The sequence below is a fragment of the Ensifer adhaerens genome (assembly GCF_013283195.1).
Taxonomy (GTDB): Bacteria; Pseudomonadota; Alphaproteobacteria; order Rhizobiales; family Rhizobiaceae; genus Ensifer; species Ensifer adhaerens_G.
This window is the reverse complement of the sequence record NZ_JABEKT010000003.1, coordinates 374,295-389,530: the sequence shown is the minus strand read 5'-3', so window position 1 is coordinate 389,530 and position 15,236 is coordinate 374,295. Positions and strand designations below refer to the sequence as shown.

General features: G+C 57.7%; 13 protein-coding genes and 5 pseudogenes. 6 read left to right on the top strand and 12 right to left on the bottom strand.

Translation table 11 applies throughout. The annotated features are described in order from the left end of the window. Window positions 1-47: 47 nt before the first annotated feature. Window positions 48-1,919: a hypothetical protein gene (locus LPJGGPFB_RS24820; protein ID WP_173422600.1), complete on the bottom strand. Its 1,872-nt coding sequence runs from the start codon at window positions 1,917-1,919 to the stop codon at window positions 48-50. A gap of 1,092 nt (window positions 1,920-3,011) precedes the next feature. Here LPJGGPFB_RS24820 and LPJGGPFB_RS24815 point away from each other — a divergent pair. From LPJGGPFB_RS24815 to LPJGGPFB_RS33270, 3 genes and pseudogenes are all read left to right on the top strand, one after another. After that, entirely contained in the window at window positions 3,012-3,266 is a 255-nt protein-coding gene (locus tag LPJGGPFB_RS24815; protein WP_173422599.1) for a type II toxin-antitoxin system Phd/YefM family antitoxin, read from the top strand. Beyond that, window positions 3,266-3,673 carry a type II toxin-antitoxin system VapC family toxin gene (locus LPJGGPFB_RS24810; RefSeq protein ID WP_173422598.1) on the top strand — a complete coding sequence of 136 codons (408 nt, stop codon included), beginning with the start codon at window positions 3,266-3,268 and terminating at the stop codon, window positions 3,671-3,673. Before LPJGGPFB_RS24815 ends, LPJGGPFB_RS24810 begins: the two co-directional genes overlap by 1 nt. Before the next feature lie 145 nt (window positions 3,674-3,818). Further along, window positions 3,819-4,090 (top strand): annotated as a pseudogene (locus LPJGGPFB_RS33270) (LLM class flavin-dependent oxidoreductase); the annotation flags it as partial. Window positions 4,091-4,224: 134 nt separating this feature from the next. Here the strand turns inward: LPJGGPFB_RS33270 and LPJGGPFB_RS24805 are convergent. The 5 genes from LPJGGPFB_RS24805 to LPJGGPFB_RS24785 form a co-directional block, all read right to left on the bottom strand. After that, window positions 4,225-4,641: a cyclophilin-like fold protein gene (locus LPJGGPFB_RS24805; protein ID WP_173422597.1), complete on the bottom strand. Its 417-nt coding sequence runs from the start codon at window positions 4,639-4,641 to the stop codon at window positions 4,225-4,227. Further along, on the bottom strand, window positions 4,638-5,336 hold the full coding sequence (locus LPJGGPFB_RS24800; RefSeq protein ID WP_173422596.1) for a hypothetical protein: 699 nt from the start codon (window positions 5,334-5,336) through the stop codon (window positions 4,638-4,640). The genes LPJGGPFB_RS24805 and LPJGGPFB_RS24800 overlap by 4 nt, the downstream gene beginning before the upstream one ends. Before the next feature lie 17 nt (window positions 5,337-5,353). Further along, a complete protein-coding gene (locus tag LPJGGPFB_RS24795) occupies window positions 5,354-5,827 on the bottom strand; it encodes a hypothetical protein (RefSeq protein ID WP_173422595.1) in 474 nt (157 codons plus the stop codon). A 102-nt stretch (window positions 5,828-5,929) separates the two neighbouring features. Further along, window positions 5,930-7,036: an alpha/beta hydrolase gene (locus LPJGGPFB_RS24790; RefSeq protein WP_210264595.1), complete on the bottom strand. Its 1,107-nt coding sequence runs from the start codon at window positions 7,034-7,036 to the stop codon at window positions 5,930-5,932. A gap of 61 nt (window positions 7,037-7,097) precedes the next feature. Then, the gene (locus tag LPJGGPFB_RS24785; RefSeq protein ID WP_173422593.1) at window positions 7,098-8,336 is read right to left on the bottom strand and encodes an MFS transporter; all 1,239 of its coding nucleotides are present in this window, start codon (window positions 8,334-8,336) and stop codon (window positions 7,098-7,100) included. Window positions 8,337-8,432: 96 nt separating this feature from the next. On the opposite strand from LPJGGPFB_RS24785, the gene LPJGGPFB_RS24780 reads away from it, so the two are divergent. Further along, window positions 8,433-9,320 carry a LysR family transcriptional regulator gene (locus LPJGGPFB_RS24780; RefSeq protein ID WP_173422592.1) on the top strand — a complete coding sequence of 296 codons (888 nt, stop codon included), beginning with the start codon at window positions 8,433-8,435 and terminating at the stop codon, window positions 9,318-9,320. Window positions 9,321-9,771: 451 nt separating this feature from the next. Here LPJGGPFB_RS24780 and LPJGGPFB_RS24775 read toward each other — a convergent pair whose 3' ends face one another. Further along, entirely contained in the window at window positions 9,772-10,026 is a 255-nt protein-coding gene (locus LPJGGPFB_RS24775) for an Arc family DNA-binding protein (protein WP_173422591.1), read from the bottom strand. 347 nt (window positions 10,027-10,373) lie between these two features. Here LPJGGPFB_RS24775 and LPJGGPFB_RS24770 point away from each other — a divergent pair, with 347 nt between their 5' ends. Continuing rightward, a complete protein-coding gene (locus tag LPJGGPFB_RS24770) occupies window positions 10,374-11,264 on the top strand; it encodes a LysR family transcriptional regulator (RefSeq protein WP_173422590.1) in 891 nt (296 codons plus the stop codon). Between the two features lie 321 nt (window positions 11,265-11,585). Here LPJGGPFB_RS24770 and LPJGGPFB_RS24765 read toward each other — a convergent pair. From LPJGGPFB_RS24765 to LPJGGPFB_RS33265, 5 genes and pseudogenes are all read right to left on the bottom strand, one after another. Next, window positions 11,586-12,068, bottom strand: a pseudogene (locus LPJGGPFB_RS24765) (ATP-binding protein); the annotation flags it as partial. Window positions 12,069-12,082: 14 nt separating this feature from the next. Next, window positions 12,083-13,285: pseudogene (gene istA, locus LPJGGPFB_RS24760) on the bottom strand (IS21 family transposase); the annotation flags it as partial. Between the two features lie 106 nt (window positions 13,286-13,391). Beyond that, the gene (locus LPJGGPFB_RS24755; RefSeq protein ID WP_173422306.1) at window positions 13,392-13,547 is read right to left on the bottom strand and encodes a hypothetical protein; all 156 of its coding nucleotides are present in this window, start codon (window positions 13,545-13,547) and stop codon (window positions 13,392-13,394) included. 154 nt (window positions 13,548-13,701) lie between these two features. Further along, window positions 13,702-13,911, bottom strand: coding sequence for a cold-shock protein (locus LPJGGPFB_RS24750; RefSeq protein ID WP_027687039.1), 210 nt, complete (start codon window positions 13,909-13,911; stop codon window positions 13,702-13,704). 582 nt (window positions 13,912-14,493) lie between these two features. Beyond that, window positions 14,494-14,757 (bottom strand): annotated as a pseudogene (locus tag LPJGGPFB_RS33265) (esterase); the annotation flags it as partial. Between LPJGGPFB_RS33265 and LPJGGPFB_RS33260 the strand changes: the two are divergent. Further along, window positions 14,756-14,956: pseudogene (locus LPJGGPFB_RS33260) on the top strand (hypothetical protein); the annotation flags it as partial. The pseudogenes LPJGGPFB_RS33265 and LPJGGPFB_RS33260 overlap by 2 nt on opposite strands. Between the last annotated feature and the right edge of the window lie 280 nt (window positions 14,957-15,236).

Below are 15,236 nucleotides of genomic sequence, written 5' to 3'. Positions count from 1 at the left end.
GCCATGAACCAGTATCATCCGCATTGTCTTTTCCTCCCGGTAGATGGTCAGTCGTGCGCCATCAGATGCGCAGGATCTTCACTGTCGCTTGTAACGCCGGCGAGAGCGAACAGAGCGTCGCGCCCCTCTCGCCTAACCTGGCTGAATGGTCCTGTGCCGAGGTGCGGCAGGGCAGACAAGGCTAGCGCGCGCCACGTTTCCGCGCTGGGATCGCAATCCGCAGTTTCAATGGCGCTCCAAGCCTGGCGCATCCATGGAATCCGACCGGCCACGGGATGTTGGGTAACTTCAGGCGTTGCTTCAAATGTATACCTTCGCCGCTGCTCGGTCTGCGAGCGCGGGGGACGCGCACTGGTCGCCGGGATATCGGCAAGCAGATCACCGTCTTTGGCATAGAGTTTGCCCCCGCCAAAAAGCACCACATCGAGCGGTATCGGTTGTTGGTGTTCGGCGTAGAATGCAGCAATCGATCGCAGACCTTTTGTGTCGCGTATGGAATCGTAGAACTGCGCAACTATTGCCCCCATCGTAAGCACACGGTGCTTGCCCCGGCGCAGATCCGCTGCCGCGTCGACTATCTGCTCCTCAGTCAGCAAACCAGCCTGCATTTTGCCAAGCATTTCGATGACGTCTTCGCCTTCGCCATATTGGGAAAACAGCGGTCTATGCAGAACGTTGACTGCGCCGTTTTCGTAGGAATGCAGGGCGGTAATAAAATTCTGTACGACGCAGGCCGAGGCGATGCTCCCGTCGGCGAGATTAACCAGGATATCTGCCCATAGCAGCGGATTTTGCTCGTCGCTCAGTTCCAGGCGATACCAATTCGGGGGTAGATAATCCTGCGACAGCCATCCCCGCGAAGCACGGACCTCACCAACGGCTGTTCCGGTGAAACAAATGCCGCAGCCAGTTTCAAAGTGATCGCGAACTTCTTCTCCTGCCGCCGCCCGATAGGCATCCACCTTTTCTCGACGCTTTTCCCTCAGCGCTGGCAAGTGGCTATCAACATTCTTGACCGCGGTCAGGTTCACCTTCCCGACCATTCTGCGACGTGGCGTTGCCGCTTCCCCGACGCCGTCGGATGGGTTGGGCTCCCTTTCTGCCAACATTGCATCGGGTGGCGTTCCTGGCCCGCCCGGTGGTGGAGCCGAATAATAAATTCGATCGGTATAAAAACCGGGGTGAGGGCGTGGATCCATGCGCACGCCGTATTTGCCCGCTTCAATCGCCAGATTGTCCTTCAGGTATCTTGCCAGCGTCTGGCTGGTGATATGGCGGCTGCCGTCGATCGTCTCGAAGTACTTCTCCGGAGCATCACCCTCCAGGGCGTCGAGCATAACCTCGGTAAAGAGACAGAAGGCTTCTTTCTCACCCTTGGCCTTGATCATGAAAGCCTGCCTTCCAGCATCGACCGGAAAAAAGCGGTCGAGTTCGAAGTCTCGACGGTTTTCCTCGGTTTTGTCGAGTATGGCACTGCCGATGGTGTCCATGAACCTGGCTGAAAATTCCTGACACGCATCGCCAATGATCGTCACCTGTTCGGGTCCGTAGTATTCGAGCATGCGCTGCAGCGAGGAGAGTTTTACTGCTTCGGTCGGTCGCTTGTTCCAGTTGCTGAGCATCCAGTTCTGATCGTCGATGCCGAGTGCAGCGCCGTGACCGGCAAAAAAAACGACAAGCCGCCGAAGGGCCGTTCGATCGGTAACTTCCTCAATTGCCTTGGCAATCTTGTTGCGTAGCAGATCTGTTGTGACCTCGGCAAAGAGGTTGTCGTTTACCAGCAGGGAGATGTAGCCGTGTGCGTTTGCCCAAGCCGCCATCCGTTCCGAGGCCTTAATCGCGCCTGGGAGTGCTTCAAGCCCGCCATCGGGTTTGGATACCGCGATCGACACGAAGATGCGATCCTTAGGTCCGGACACGGCAATTCTCCATCCTGTAAAAATCTGCCCAAAGGGCGGGACTTAATCGATGCGATGATGTCGAGTAGGGGTATGCAGATACCCACGAAATAGCTGATCAAGACAGTATTGTTGCATCAATTCTGTTGTTCAATCAATGGTTGGCTCGTTGCTTTGCCTTCAGCTATCGGCCCGTTTGCTACCGTTGAAGCGGACGATGACGGAATCGTAGGGCCAGAAGATCTCCTTTGGCTCGCGGTGCCTTGAAGGATGGATCACTGCGGCTGATCAGCCCGCCGGCAACCTTCGCCCGAAACGATTTTCCCCGATCCCGCGGGATCTCCTCGCGCACCAAAATCGCTCCGGTCTGGGCGCTCCGTTTCACTCCGTCCCTATCGGGTGCAGCCGGTCCTTTCTCGGCCGTTTGTCGTGACCATCGGCAACGCGAACCAAAGGAGACCTTCCAATGTCCGATCTCGTCAACTTCATCCGCTTCAACGGCAACAAGCTCACCGGCGGTAGTCCTCGACGGTGTTCAAATCCTCATTGATCCAGCCTCGACGAATGCCGTTGTAGTAGTTGGAGGCCGTGCCGCCGTGCCCGAGCACGGCGAGGGATCTCCTCACCGGGAAGAAGCTTGAGATTAGTTCGGGGCATTTGAGACTCTAGGGAACGGAATGGGGCTTAGCTTCCGGTTCTACAAAGCTACTGCCATTGGCTGCCCATGATGAAGATGCCATACTGTTCAGGTGCGCGGATGTCCGCTTTTGGGTGACGGCAACCGTCACTCAATAGACCGGCATGGGGCGCAATCCTGCTGTTCACAGGTGGACCTGCTCTCACGAGCCCTGCACGGCTTGTTGCTGTGATGTTCACCATTTGGGCCACGAAGATCGCATAATGTATCGACTGGAAACGACGAAGTGGTATTGTTGGTAGCCATGGTTTTGTGCCGTGAGGAGAATCGGTCGTCCGTGCGGACTGACAAGCGAGATCGCCGATCGTGCGGCGTCGCGCGCCGGCCATCGATCGGCCGTGTGGTACATTGGCTCTTTCAATGGTAGAAAAACAGGATTATATAGCTAGACAGTCTAGCTAATTTGGAGGCGAGTCATGGAATGGCAACTGCAGGACGCCAAGAACCAATTCTCGAAGGTAGTGCAGAAGGCGCGCCGTGAGGGGCCGCAGATTGTCACGCTGCGCGGTGAGCGCGCGGCTGTCGTACTGTCCGCTCATGACTACGACGCTCTGCGTGCCGGTCGGCCGACGCTGGTCGATGATCTGCTTGGCGGTCCCGCGTGGGACGATCAGCTCGCTGATGCGGTGAGTGCACGCGTCAAGACGCCAAGCCGCGATGTGGCCTTCTGATGTATCTGGTTGACACCAACATCGTCTCAGAGGCACGACGCGGCACGCCGCAGGCAGTGTCTTGGCTGCGCTCTGTCGATCCGCTCAGCATCCACCTGAGTGCGCTTACCCTCGGCGAAGTTATGCGCGGCATTGCCCTGAAACAGAGGTCGGATCCCAAGTCTGCCGCGCACCTCACCGAATGGCTGCGCAAGCTGCGCCACGACCATAGCGACCGCATTTTGCCGATAACCGACCAAATCGCGGTCGAATGGGGGCGCATCGCGGCAATCCGCCCCCGCGGCGATATCGACGGGTTGATCGCTGCGACCGCTATCATCCACGATCTCATCCTCGTCACACGCAACGTCAAGGATTTCGAAGACACGGACGCCTCCGTGATCAACCCTTGGGACACGTCGGTGTAAGCCGCGCGAACATCCGTTGTATGGCGCCATTCTCAGCGTCCATTCGACGGAAGTACCAGTTCCAGTTTTGGACCCCTGACGTTGCATAGTGTATCCAGCGGAACTGCCTTCAGTTGCCCTCTGTGTCTTTGAGACGGCCTCTATTTTTAAGAAGATCCGGGATCGCCTTGGCAAGGAGCGCGGTTGGTCGCCGGTGGCTGAGCAGGATTTTGAAAACGAGATCGAACATGGTTCACTTTATGCAGGTCGCCGGAGACGGTCGTAAGGAAGATAGCTAGGACCGCACGGACACTTGGCATTTCACGGTTCCAGATGAAATACTCAGCAGGCCCCATGGCCCATGAGAACCTCATGAACAGTATTGAGCTCTACGGCACGAAGGTGATCCCCCTGGTCCGCCCTCTCATCGCGAGTTGATGTCTTCATACACGAAAAAATGGAAATTGTTCAGTAAGTTAAGCAGCCAACTAATTTGTAAGCCATCGTGGTCCATCAGATTTTTTGGAGATGGGGCCGGTTCGATTGCTTTCAAGGCGTTAATGCAAGCGCATCTACTCACTCTGAATTTTGATGGTCACCTTGCCAGGACGGTCAAAGATAGAGACATCGCCCTGGACTTGACCCAGAATGACGATGCCGGGCGATGGCACGCGTCCATCACGGTAGTAAATGACGAAGTCTCCCGAACTCCACAGACCAAGCGTGCCCGTTGAAAATTCGCGCTGGCGCGACGCCGCCGGCAAGGCAGAAGGCAGGTTTCCGGTCTTTTCCCGGCGCAGATGATCGTCCATCTCAATCGTCAACGGCAGCATTTCCGACAGGGCGCGAGCAGCCGCGTTATCGGCCAGCTCGGCGGTGACGTTGCCCCAGTCGGACGAAATCGAAATGCGATGTTGGGCCAAAGCGGATCCTCCAATTGGCATTGTGAGCGAGGCGGCGACGAAAGCCGTTTTTGCAAGATATTTCATGTTCCACCATTCCTTGATTGATAGCGAAGCTTCCCGGCTGACCTCAGACCAGCCATCGAATAGTACGAAAGCACGGCGACACCGGCGACGACCGCCGCCCAATGCGCGAAAAATGGCGTCACCGACGTGGTGAAGTCCCAGAAATCCAAGCTGTAGCCAAACATCAGTTTCGTCGAGACGCCGAGAACAACAAAACTCCAAGCGCCGAACGCCAGAAGCATCAGGGCCAGAAACCTGAATAGACCTGCCCTGAGCCGCGATGGAGCGAGCCTGAACAGCGCTCCGGCCGCAGCCATGACCCGTGGCCAATGAGTGCCGATATGGACGGCAATGATCATGACCACCCAATAGGCCGAGAACCAGTGAAGTTCGATGACACCGGCATTGTTGGTAAACTGGAAGATGCTGAGGATTGAATGCGAGATCAGAACGCTGGTGACAAGCAGGACCGCCATGTTGATCGCGAGCCACGTGTGGATCGCCACGACCGCCCATCGGCGGACGTCATACCGGCCGACGCGAAGGTTTAAAAACCAGCGCCTGTTGGTGGAAAGGTGCCACGCCAGAAGTCCGAACAACAGTGTGCCAAAGATCTCATGCGGGCCGTTGTCGAGCCACCAGTAGGCAAGCGACAGCACCAGGAGCGCGGCCATGCCGGCCGGTAGCAAAAGACGGTCATTCACGAGCCGGAGCATGGCGTTACTCCTCACCATCAGAGCGGATCATCATCGGAGATGGCGCCATCGAAGGTGAACAGGAACTGCTCGGACTGTTTTGACCGGTGGCAGGAATAACAGCGAGCGACATTTTCGTCGGCCTTGACGGTCTGATCGGGCCAGAACCACTGATATTCCCATTCGTCTGCGCCATCACCGGTTTTCTGGCCAACCAGATAGCGTGTGAGAACGTCGCTCTGATAATCGACGAGGACCATATGAGTGCCGGTGGGAACAGGCAGTCCAGCCTTGAGTGCGGCCAGGGCCTCACGGCTTGTCAGCATGTGCTCGCGGGTGATCCCGCGCCGAACCGTCGTGTAGTGTTCCAGCTGTTCAAGAGGTGGAAATGTCACTGCGTTCGGAGCTGCCAAAGCCGGCGTGGGAGCTAGCTGGGTTTCGACCAGAAAATAGCCTGCCAGGACGAGCAGGAAGGGTACGGCCAGCAAGCCGGACCAACGGAAAATGTTCATAGCTTGCTCCTTGGGTGCCCGGCGACGAAATGCTGCTGAGTTTAGTAGTTCAAGGACCCGCGGAGCCGATCGGCCCCCGCAGGGTTAAATTCCGGACGACGCTCAGGCGAGATGCTGATCGAAGAAGCCCTTGAGCCTGTCGAACGGGATAAGATCGACGCGATCGTAGAGATCGACGTGACCGGCACCCTTGATCCAGACCAGTTCCTTCGGCTCTGCAGCACGATTGTAGGCGTCCTGGCTGAATTCCTTCGAATGCGCCTGGTCGCCGGAGATGAACAGCATCGGTCGAGGGGAGATCGTCTCGATGTCGTTGAACGGGTAGAAGTTCATGAACTTCACGGCGCTGCTAAGCGTCGGCTTCGTCGTTGTTTCTCTGGCAACGCCTGCAGGCGTGAACTCTCCGCGCGGCGTGCGGTAGAAGTCATAGAACTCGCGCTGGATCGGATCCGTTTCGGCCGTCAGTTCGAGCGTTGTGCCGCCGATGTACTGGATGTCTGCGCCGTCAGCCTCTGCCCAGCGCTGTTCGGCCGCCGTTGCAATGAACTGCTTGCGCTGCTCGACCGTCTGGGACTTGTTCAGCGCATCGCGGAAGGCGGCGCCCATGTCGTACATGCTGACGGTTGCGACGGCCTTGATACGCGGATCGATCTTGGCGGCGCTGATGACGAAGCTGCCGCTGCCGCACACGCCGATGGCGCCGATATTGGCGCGATCGACGAAGGCCTGCGATCCAAGGAAATCAACGCCGGCGCTGAAGGCTTCGGCATAGACTTCCGGCGAAACCAGGTTGCGGGACGCGCCTTCGCTCTCACCCCAGAACGGCAAGTCGATCGACATGGCGACAAAGCCCTGTTCCGCCATCTTGGTTGCGTAGAGATTGGCGCTCTGCTCCTTCACCGCACCCATCGGATGGCCGACGATGATCGCCGGGTTTTTCGATGCGCGGTCAAGGTTGTTGGGAAGGTAGAGATTGCCGGCGACATTCATCTGGTACTGGCTCTTGAACGTGACCTTTTGCAGGGTCACGCGGTCGCTGGTGTAGAAATTGGACGCACCGTTGGACATGTCTTGAGCCTTTGCTGTTGTGGAATCGAAAATGGACAGTGCCCCCAAGGCCGCGACGCCGGCGCCCGTCATCTTGAGCAGGTTTCGGCGATCGATGCCGGGCGTCGACGTTTGAACGTCCTTGTGAATTTGGTCGGTCATCTGCATGTCTCCTTGAGTGGTGATGCAACGGGAATTGAGCTGGATGGAATGGTCGCCGGTTTCATCGGCGGGTTGAAAGCCGCCATGCGGCGATGGCGAACAGGAACGAGCCGACGAGCAGCACTGCGGCAAAAAGGAAAGTGGTCCACCAGCCGTAGCCGTCGAACAGCACACCTCCGATGGATGCGCCAAGGGTGATCGCGAGCTGGATAATGGCCACCTGTAGCCCACCACCGGCCTCCGCATCATCGGCCATTGTGCGGCTGAGCCATGTGCCCCAGCCAACGGGAGCAGCAGTGCTGAACAGACCCCAGCCGATCAAAAGGGCGGCGGTGATTGTTGGGGACGATCCGAATACGATCAGGCCCAAGGCAATCATCGCCATGATCAGTGGGATTGCTCCAAGAATGACGAACAACCGCTTCTGTAGCAGATGGCTGACGATGGTGGTCCCGGCGACACCTGCGAGGCCCATCAGGAGGAGAAGAAGAGAGAGTGTCGAGATTGAGACGGAGGTTATGGTCTCCAGGAATGGGCGCAGGTATGTGAACAGCGCAAACTGGCCCATGAAGAGCAGCATGATCGAGGCCATGCCGATGGCGACCGGTGGGCGAAGCAGCAGCCGGAAGATATTCGACGAGCCCTCGCTTTGACGCGGCGGCAGAGACGGCAGGCTGATCCATTGCAAGACGAGGGCCAGCAGTGCCAGTGGAACGACAGCGAAGAACGCGCCACGCCAGCCGATGTAGCTGCCAAGCAGGCTTCCCAAAGGTGCGGCGATCGTGGCGGCAATCGCGTTGCCGGCGTTCAGCATCGCAAGGCCCTTTGGAACGGAGTCTTCGGGAACCAATCGCATAACGATCGAGGTGGACATCGACCAGAAGCCGCCGATAGCGGTACCTAGCAGAGCGCGGCCGATCATCAACACGACGTAGTTCGGGGCGAATGTGACGATCGTTCCCGAGATCACCAGGATTAGTGAAAACGCCGCGAGTACCAGCCGCTTGTCCAGTCGACGCGTGAGTCCGGCCACGAAAATGCTGGTTATAACCGCAAAGATGCCGGAGATCGAAATTGCCTGGCCTGCGCGGCCTTCCGTGACACCCAATTCCGTTGCGATCGGGGAGAGAAGGCTGACGGGCATGAACTCGGATGCGATCAGAACGGATACGCACAACGCCATCGAGACCACTGCGCCCCAGGCTGCCACGGGCGTCCTGGTCTGAGTGGCTGTTCCACGGCGCGCGTCTTTGTGGAGAGAAGCGATGTCGTCGTTTTGTGTCTGGGCCTGGTATGTCATGACCAAACTATAGACTGATCGGAGTTTTCCGATTAGCCATTGCAATCCTCTTGGACTTATCGATTGATGACATCAATCGAAGCTTGGAGGACACCCATGAAACGGGAAGACCTAAACGACATGCTGTGGTTCCTCGCCGTTGCCGAGGAGCGCAGCTTCACCAAGGCCGCAGCAAAGCTCGGCACTTCGCAATCGACAATCAGCCATACGATCAAAAAGCTTGAGGCACGGATGGGGCTTCGGCTTTTGACCCGAACCACGCGCAGCGTTTCGCCAACGGAAGCCGGCGAACGATTGATCCGCTCGCTAGCGCCCCGGATTGAGGAACTGGAGTCTGAAATCGATCAACTGATGGAGATCAGGGATAAGCCGTCGGGCACTGTCAGGATCACCCTGTCGGACTACGCTCAGGAAAGTATCGTCTGGCCAAAATTGCGTCCTGTCCTGCGAGAGTATCCTGACATTAAAGTCGAGTTGAACAGCGACAATGGGTTCCGAAACATCGTGGAGGAGAAGTTCGACGCTGGCGTGCGCCTGGGCGAGAGCGTCGACAAGGACATGATCGCAGTCCGGATCGGTCCCGACTGGCGCCTGGTGGCGGTTGCGTCTCCCGAATATCTGATGGCGCGAACTGTGCCGAAGACGCCTCAAGAGCTGGTCAGTCATGACTGCATCAACCATCGGCAATCGCGGGCAGGTGGCCTGTACGCATGGGAGTTCGAAAAGGATGGCCGGGAGGTCCGCGTCCGCGTCGATGGACAACTGACATTCAACACCTCATACGCGATGATCGATGCGGCAGTCGCGGGGTATGGCATCGCCTATGTGCCCGAAACCCTAGTCGAGCCAGAACGCGCATCGGGGCGATTAATACAGATCCTCGATGATTGGTCTCCCCTGTTTCCGGGTTATTACCTGTTCTATCCCAGCAGACGGCAGAACTCGCCAGCGTTCAAGGTCGTTGTCGATGCGTTGAAGGTCTGAAGGGCCACAAGATCACATGCGCCTCGAGTGAGCCAATAGGATTTGCGTCTGCGGCTAAAAGATCAAACTAGAGCTTATTGACGGGCATGCCCGATCATAGCCGAGGCTCTGTCCCATTCAATGAGGTGTATTCAAGATCGTTAGCTTTGGAGCGGCTTTTCGCTTTGTTCTCGGTGGGCGACCGAAGTTGCTCGAGACTCAACCATGCTGATCGATGCGTGGAGACATGTCTCCTGCTGGCGCTAAGGAGACATGATGTCGCCGCGTAGTTAGTCCGCTTCCGGGCCTGTGCGATGACGAGCGCTAGGGCCGAAATGCTGTCGTTTGAAGACCTATGCGTGGATCTCGGCCCAGGGGGCAGACAGGCTCGTGCCCCAAATGAGCCCTGGACCGCTTGTTGCCGTGACGTTCACTTTTGGGCCAAGAAGATCGCATAATGTATCATGCGGGACTACGAGTTCTGGCTGTGGTCCTTGTCAGTCTCACGGGCGACGACAGCATCTCGCACTCTTCCAAGTCGATCCCGAATATCCTCAATCTCGCTCGCAAGTCCGCCATCGTTCTCTGATGCAAGAGCAAAAGATCTTTCCAGGCGCTCTACGATTTCTGCCGTGATGGATCGCGCATTCGTACGCGCCGCTGCCTCGATTTGCTGTTTAAGCACCTCGGGAACGCGAAGTCTGAAATGAGGATCCTGACGCGTCATTTCGACCCCGATACACTTTTCACTTGCATCAATGACGCACCGTGTGCTATCCCAACTAATGACGCACGGTGCGTTACTCGAAGTCGTAACAGACGTGAAGGCGGAGAAAGTGGATTGGTATTCCCGTGGCTGACGGAGGACAGCTTCGTTGCGCTCAAATCATGCACCTCCGTAGTCAGCTGCGTTGAACGCCCGGCTGTGATTGAGTTCGCGTGGCCCGCGAACAGGTTGTCCGTTTATATCGCGGCGGTTGGCCTCTGCGCAAATTCATAACCGGGTGGGACCCTTCTTTCTCCACTGATTATCAATCTTCGAACCGAGCCACACAGACCGGAGTTGGAGCCGATATGGAACTTCGCCAGCTGAACTACTTCGTGGCGGTTGCCGAGGAGCTGCATTTCGGTCGGGCGGCAGCAAGGGTGCATATCGCCCAGCCGGCCTTGAGCTGTCAGATCCAGTCGCTGGAGAAGGAACTTGGCGTTCGTCTGCTGGAGCGCTCGACGCGGCGGGTGGAACTGACGAGGGCAGGGGAGGTCTACTACGATCGCTGTGTCAGGATCCTTGGCGATATCGACCTGTCGGCCGAGGTGGTGCGTTCGGTTGCCGGCAAGGCAAGACGCAAGATCCGGATCGGAACAGTCTATCCGGCAACGATCGGCCTTTTGCCATCGTTCCTTTCGCGCATCGGTCGGAAATATCCCGATATCGAGCTGCACATCTCGAGCGGCTCGACCAACGACATCATCCGCGGCCTGGAAAACGGCCAGATCAATCTCGGCTTCATCCGACCGGTCGAAAACATCGGCTCGCTTCGGTTCTTCTCGATTGCGCATGAGCGCTATCTGTTGGCGATGGAGAAGAACAGCGCACTGCTTGCCCGTAGCGAGATCGGCATCGAAGACCTGAAGGGTGAGAAGATCATCTCGTTCTCACGGCAGAACCTCTCCTACACGGAGCGCTACTTCGCAGAGAAGTTCGAGGAGCACGATCTTGCAAAGAGCGTTGCCTACACCTGCGACGACACCTTCTCGCTGGTATCACTGGTCTCGGCCGGTCTCGGCATCGGCTTTGCACCGGAATGGACGCTGGATCTGCCCAATCGCAATTTCGAGCTCAGGAAGGTGAGGGGTGTCGACTTCAGGATCGGGCTTGGGGTCGCCTGGTCGAAGGATGATCCGACGGCTGCCCGCGATGACATCATCGATATCGCGCGGTCGCTGATCAGGGCCGGCAGGTGAGACGAGTGGAACAACAACAATCGGTTCGTTTACAAACCGTACAACAACGCCATCTCGCTTGGAGAGGAAGCGAGGATCGTGGCGTATGGGTTGCCAGCGAGCGTGGCCTGAAAGATGCCACTTGTCGGCGAAGGTGCGTCGCCGGCAAATGCGGCAATACTTCAAATCGACTGGACTTCCTTCAAGCAGCTGTTGAACGCAAACGCCGCCTCGCCGTCTTGAAGGAGAGGACCATGTCGGCCGAAACGTCGTCCTTGAAGTCCGAAATGTTGATTTCCACTGAGAGCTGACTCGGCGTTTCCACCGAGAATTGACCCGCCTTTAGGTATCGTTCGTGTTGTTGGTCGGGGTCAAGTTCCTGCGTTTCTCCTTCGTTGTTTTGGGCTGATGGGCCGAGCTGTTCTTGAAGCGGAAGCTGTCGTTTCCGGTTTCGAGGATGTGGCAGTGGTGGGTGAGCCTATCGAGCAGCGCGGTGGTCATCTTGGCGTCGCCGAACACGCTTGCCCATTCACTGAAGCTGAGGTTGGTGGTGATGATGACGCTGGTGCGCTCGTAGAGTCTGCTCAGCAGATGGAAGATGTGCGTCTTGCCCGTGCCGGGGCCGCCGACCAGGACGATGTTGTTGGCATCGTCGAGGAAGTCGCAACGATGGAGTTGTTGCACGAGTGCCTCGTTGATCTTGCTGCTGGCAAAGTCGAAGCCATTCAGATCGCGGTAGGCCGGAAAGCGTGCTGTCTTGAGCTGATAGGCCGTCGATCGAACCTCTCGTTCCGCGGTTTCCGCCTTGAGAAGCTGCGACAAGATAAGCTCGACGAACGGGGTGCACCGTTACGAAGAGCGCCGGGCTTACGCTGGACCACCGCCAGATAGTGCCGCCAGTCGTAAATGGTCTGGCCCGGCCGATCATGGGACCGATCGATGACACGGCGGTGCTCGCAAACGATCTGATTTTCTGCGGCGACCACGACACGATCCGGATAGACCGAAGGCTCACCGGTCGATTGGCGAAAGATGCCGGAACGCTGTAGCGATTGCGCTCCAGATGCACGAGCCAGGTGGGCGTGACCCGCTTCGTATATTCGACGAACCCATCGAACGGCCTGGACAGCGGCATAAGAGCCGGAACTTCCTCCGCCCAGATGTCGGCAATAGTGCCACGCAACTGGCCGTGGGGTGTCTTGGCCCAGAACTCCTTGCAACGCTGCTCAAGCCAATCGTTCAGGGCCTCCAGTGATGGAAAGCGTGGGATCGGTTGAAAGAAGCGATGACGCGCATCCTGCACGTTCTTCTCGACCTGTCCCTTCTCCCAGCCGGACGCCGGATTGCAGAACTCGGGCTCGAACACATAGTGGCTGGCCATCGCCATGAAGCGGATGTTGACGTCACGCTCCTTGCCACGACCGACCTTGTCGATCGCTGTGCGCATATTGTCGTAGATGCCGCGGCCGGGGATGCCGCCGAGGACACGGAACGCGTGATTGTGGGCGTCAAACAGCATCTCGTGCGTCTGCAGCAGATAAGCCCGGACGATGAAGGCCCCTGGAATAGCTCAGCTTCGTGTGGGCGATCTGCAGCTTGGTGCGCTCATTGCCGATGATCGCCCAGTCCTCCGACCAGTCGAACTGAAAGGCTTCGCTTGGTTCGAACGCCAAGGGCACGAATGTTCCGCGGCCTGTCGTCTGCAATTCCCTCTGACGATCATCGCGCTATTCCCGAGCAAAAGCCGCCACACGATTGTAGGACCCCTCGTAGCCGAGACTGACAAGATCAGCGTGCAGCTGCTTCATCGTCCGCTTCTGTTTGCGGCCCTTCTTCGACTCCGTCTTCAGCCAGGACGACAACCGATCCGCAAACGGATCAAGCTTGCTCGGCCTATCCGGCACGTTGAACTTCGGCTCCACGCCGCCGGCGCGCAGATATTTGCGGATGGTATTCCGGGATAAGCCAGTTCTGCGGCAAATCTCCCGGATCGATAGATGCTCTCGAAAATGCCAGCGTCGGATTACGCTCAGTAACGCCATGTCGATCACCCCAGGGCCCCCGCTGAAAACATGCGAGGGACGGTTGAAACATGGGTCAATTCTCAATCTAAATATCGGGCTGCGCCGGGTCAGCTCTCAGTGGAAATCAACATGCTGCCTCTTCGATGCTTTTGATATGCGCATTGAAGGAAGCCTCATCTCCAGATTTATAGAGGTCTCGAACAACCATCCTCAGGATTTCCTGAATGGCGATCTGCCACGCCGTGTTGATTGCCTGAAGTTCGTTCGCTTGGTTCGTCATTGAACCCCTCCCGTCACAACGGCCGTATCGCCAGCCAGCGCGTGCTGTTGGGCAATCAGGCACAAAAAAAGGCCAGGCAATTTGCCTGACCTCGATTGGTAATTTGCTTTCGACAGTGCCAGTACATCCGTGGTCAAAGGAAAGCAGTTACCGATTATACGGCCTGCAGGTTGCAGGCAGACATCTTGCCCGACTTGTTGTCGCGCTCCAGATCAAAGCCGATCTTCTGGCCTTCGACGATTTCGCGCATGCCAGCACGCTCGACGGCGGAGATGTGAACGAAGGCGTCAGCGCCGCCGTTGTCAGGCTGAATGAAGCCGAAGCCCTTGGTGGAATTAAACCATTTAACTGTGCCAGTGGTCATGATGAACCCTTTCATAGCGTATTGAATGACCGCGGCGCGGAAGCGCTGCGGATGATGATAGCGATTTTTGAAAGGAAGGTTCGTTCAGGGCGCGGTTGCTAAATGCGCGGTAACCAAAGCTCAGCAAGCAAATATCGGTAAATCACTGATAGAGACAACTGATCTGTTCGTCAACTTTTAGTTTTCCCCCCGTCGATGACATCTCGATGCGCCGGAAGGTGCGGGCCGCAGCGGGGGAGGCCGACGCACTATCGGTCGGCCCGCTGGCAATTGGGTCTCTTTACCTCGCCGTCCGCATCATCTTACGCCTGTAAAATTTGGCGACGACACCTCCGATTGCCTTGCACAACAGACGTCCGGACGCGCCAGCATTGCGTTGTAAGCGAAAGACGGGCGCGGTTCGGCTTGTCGCCGTGCACCGAGCCTATCGGTATCGCTCGGATGTGTAGCTTCTGGGCTTGAGGTCGCGATCGGCCTGCGCAGTTGAGGCACGCATGCATGTAGCGTCGTTGAGAGGTCGAGGTGATCGGGAGCGCGGCCGTGCAAACGTGGGGGGCTGCCGGCTGCCAAGTGGGTCTGAACTCAGTACATGATCTGTCCGTTCACCATCTGGCCGGTTGATGGGGTAAGCTCGCGCTTCAAGACTTCGCGAGCCTCGCCGCTGATGACCGAGACCGGCGCCGCGACGGCCACGCGCGCTGCCGATCCAGCCAAATATGCGGCAGCGACCCCTACGCGATCCGCGAATGTCGCCTCTCCACTCGCCAGCGTCTGACCGGCCAGCCGACGTCCAAGCATGGCCAAGATTTCAGGGCTGTCGGCGAACGAATTGTGACCGAGCGGATCGCAGATGCATGGTCTGACTTTGCTGCTGGTAGACCGCCTCGTCGGCCCAAGCGAAAAGACGGACGACCTGAGCGAGAGCGTCCTGCAAGGCATGCTCGATGGATTGGCGAATAGTATCCCTTCGTTGCCGCCAGGCGTGTGGATCGGTCCTCCGCCTGCCTATTCAATGGTCGAGACTGTCAATCTCCGAACATCTTGAAGGGCTCCACGTGTTGTGGCCATTCAAGCCACGTGCGCCGCCGCCCTCTACATGGGACGCGCCCCGCACCCGCCGAGGCCCTTGAACGCTATTTGTCTTTGCTCTGAAGGGAGCTTTTGGACGTCTGACGTGACGGTGTGATTTCGTGCGGCCATCTGGGCGACAAGGCGATCACCAGTGAATGGAAACACGATGCGGGGGTGGGGGCCAGGTGCCGGTGAAATGTCGGCATCGGCTTTGCAGCTTCCGAGCAAGACCCTAACGGCTTCAGCGACGTGCC

Excerpts from the sequence above, each read along its gene's own strand:
- LPJGGPFB_RS24815 (WP_173422599.1), top strand. The coding sequence starts at position 3,012 with ATGGAATGGCAACTGCAGGACGCCAAGAACCAATTCTCGAAGGTAGTG.
- LPJGGPFB_RS24810 (WP_173422598.1), top strand. The coding sequence starts at position 3,266 with ATGTATCTGGTTGACACCAACATCGTCTCAGAGGCACGACGCGGCACG.
- LPJGGPFB_RS24805 (WP_173422597.1), bottom strand. The coding sequence starts at position 4,641 with ATGAAATATCTTGCAAAAACGGCTTTCGTCGCCGCCTCGCTCACAATG.
- LPJGGPFB_RS24800 (WP_173422596.1), bottom strand. The coding sequence starts at position 5,336 with ATGCTCCGGCTCGTGAATGACCGTCTTTTGCTACCGGCCGGCATGGCC.
- LPJGGPFB_RS24795 (WP_173422595.1), bottom strand. The coding sequence starts at position 5,827 with ATGAACATTTTCCGTTGGTCCGGCTTGCTGGCCGTACCCTTCCTGCTC.
- LPJGGPFB_RS24790 (WP_210264595.1), bottom strand. The coding sequence starts at position 7,036 with ATGACCGACCAAATTCACAAGGACGTTCAAACGTCGACGCCCGGCATC.
- LPJGGPFB_RS24785 (WP_173422593.1), bottom strand. The coding sequence starts at position 8,336 with ATGACATACCAGGCCCAGACACAAAACGACGACATCGCTTCTCTCCAC.
- LPJGGPFB_RS24780 (WP_173422592.1), top strand. The coding sequence starts at position 8,433 with ATGAAACGGGAAGACCTAAACGACATGCTGTGGTTCCTCGCCGTTGCC.
- LPJGGPFB_RS24775 (WP_173422591.1), bottom strand. The coding sequence starts at position 10,026 with ATGACGCGTCAGGATCCTCATTTCAGACTTCGCGTTCCCGAGGTGCTT.
- LPJGGPFB_RS24770 (WP_173422590.1), top strand. The coding sequence starts at position 10,374 with ATGGAACTTCGCCAGCTGAACTACTTCGTGGCGGTTGCCGAGGAGCTG.
- LPJGGPFB_RS24755 (WP_173422306.1), bottom strand. The coding sequence starts at position 13,547 with ATGACGAACCAAGCGAACGAACTTCAGGCAATCAACACGGCGTGGCAG.
- LPJGGPFB_RS24750 (WP_027687039.1), bottom strand. The coding sequence starts at position 13,911 with ATGACCACTGGCACAGTTAAATGGTTTAATTCCACCAAGGGCTTCGGC.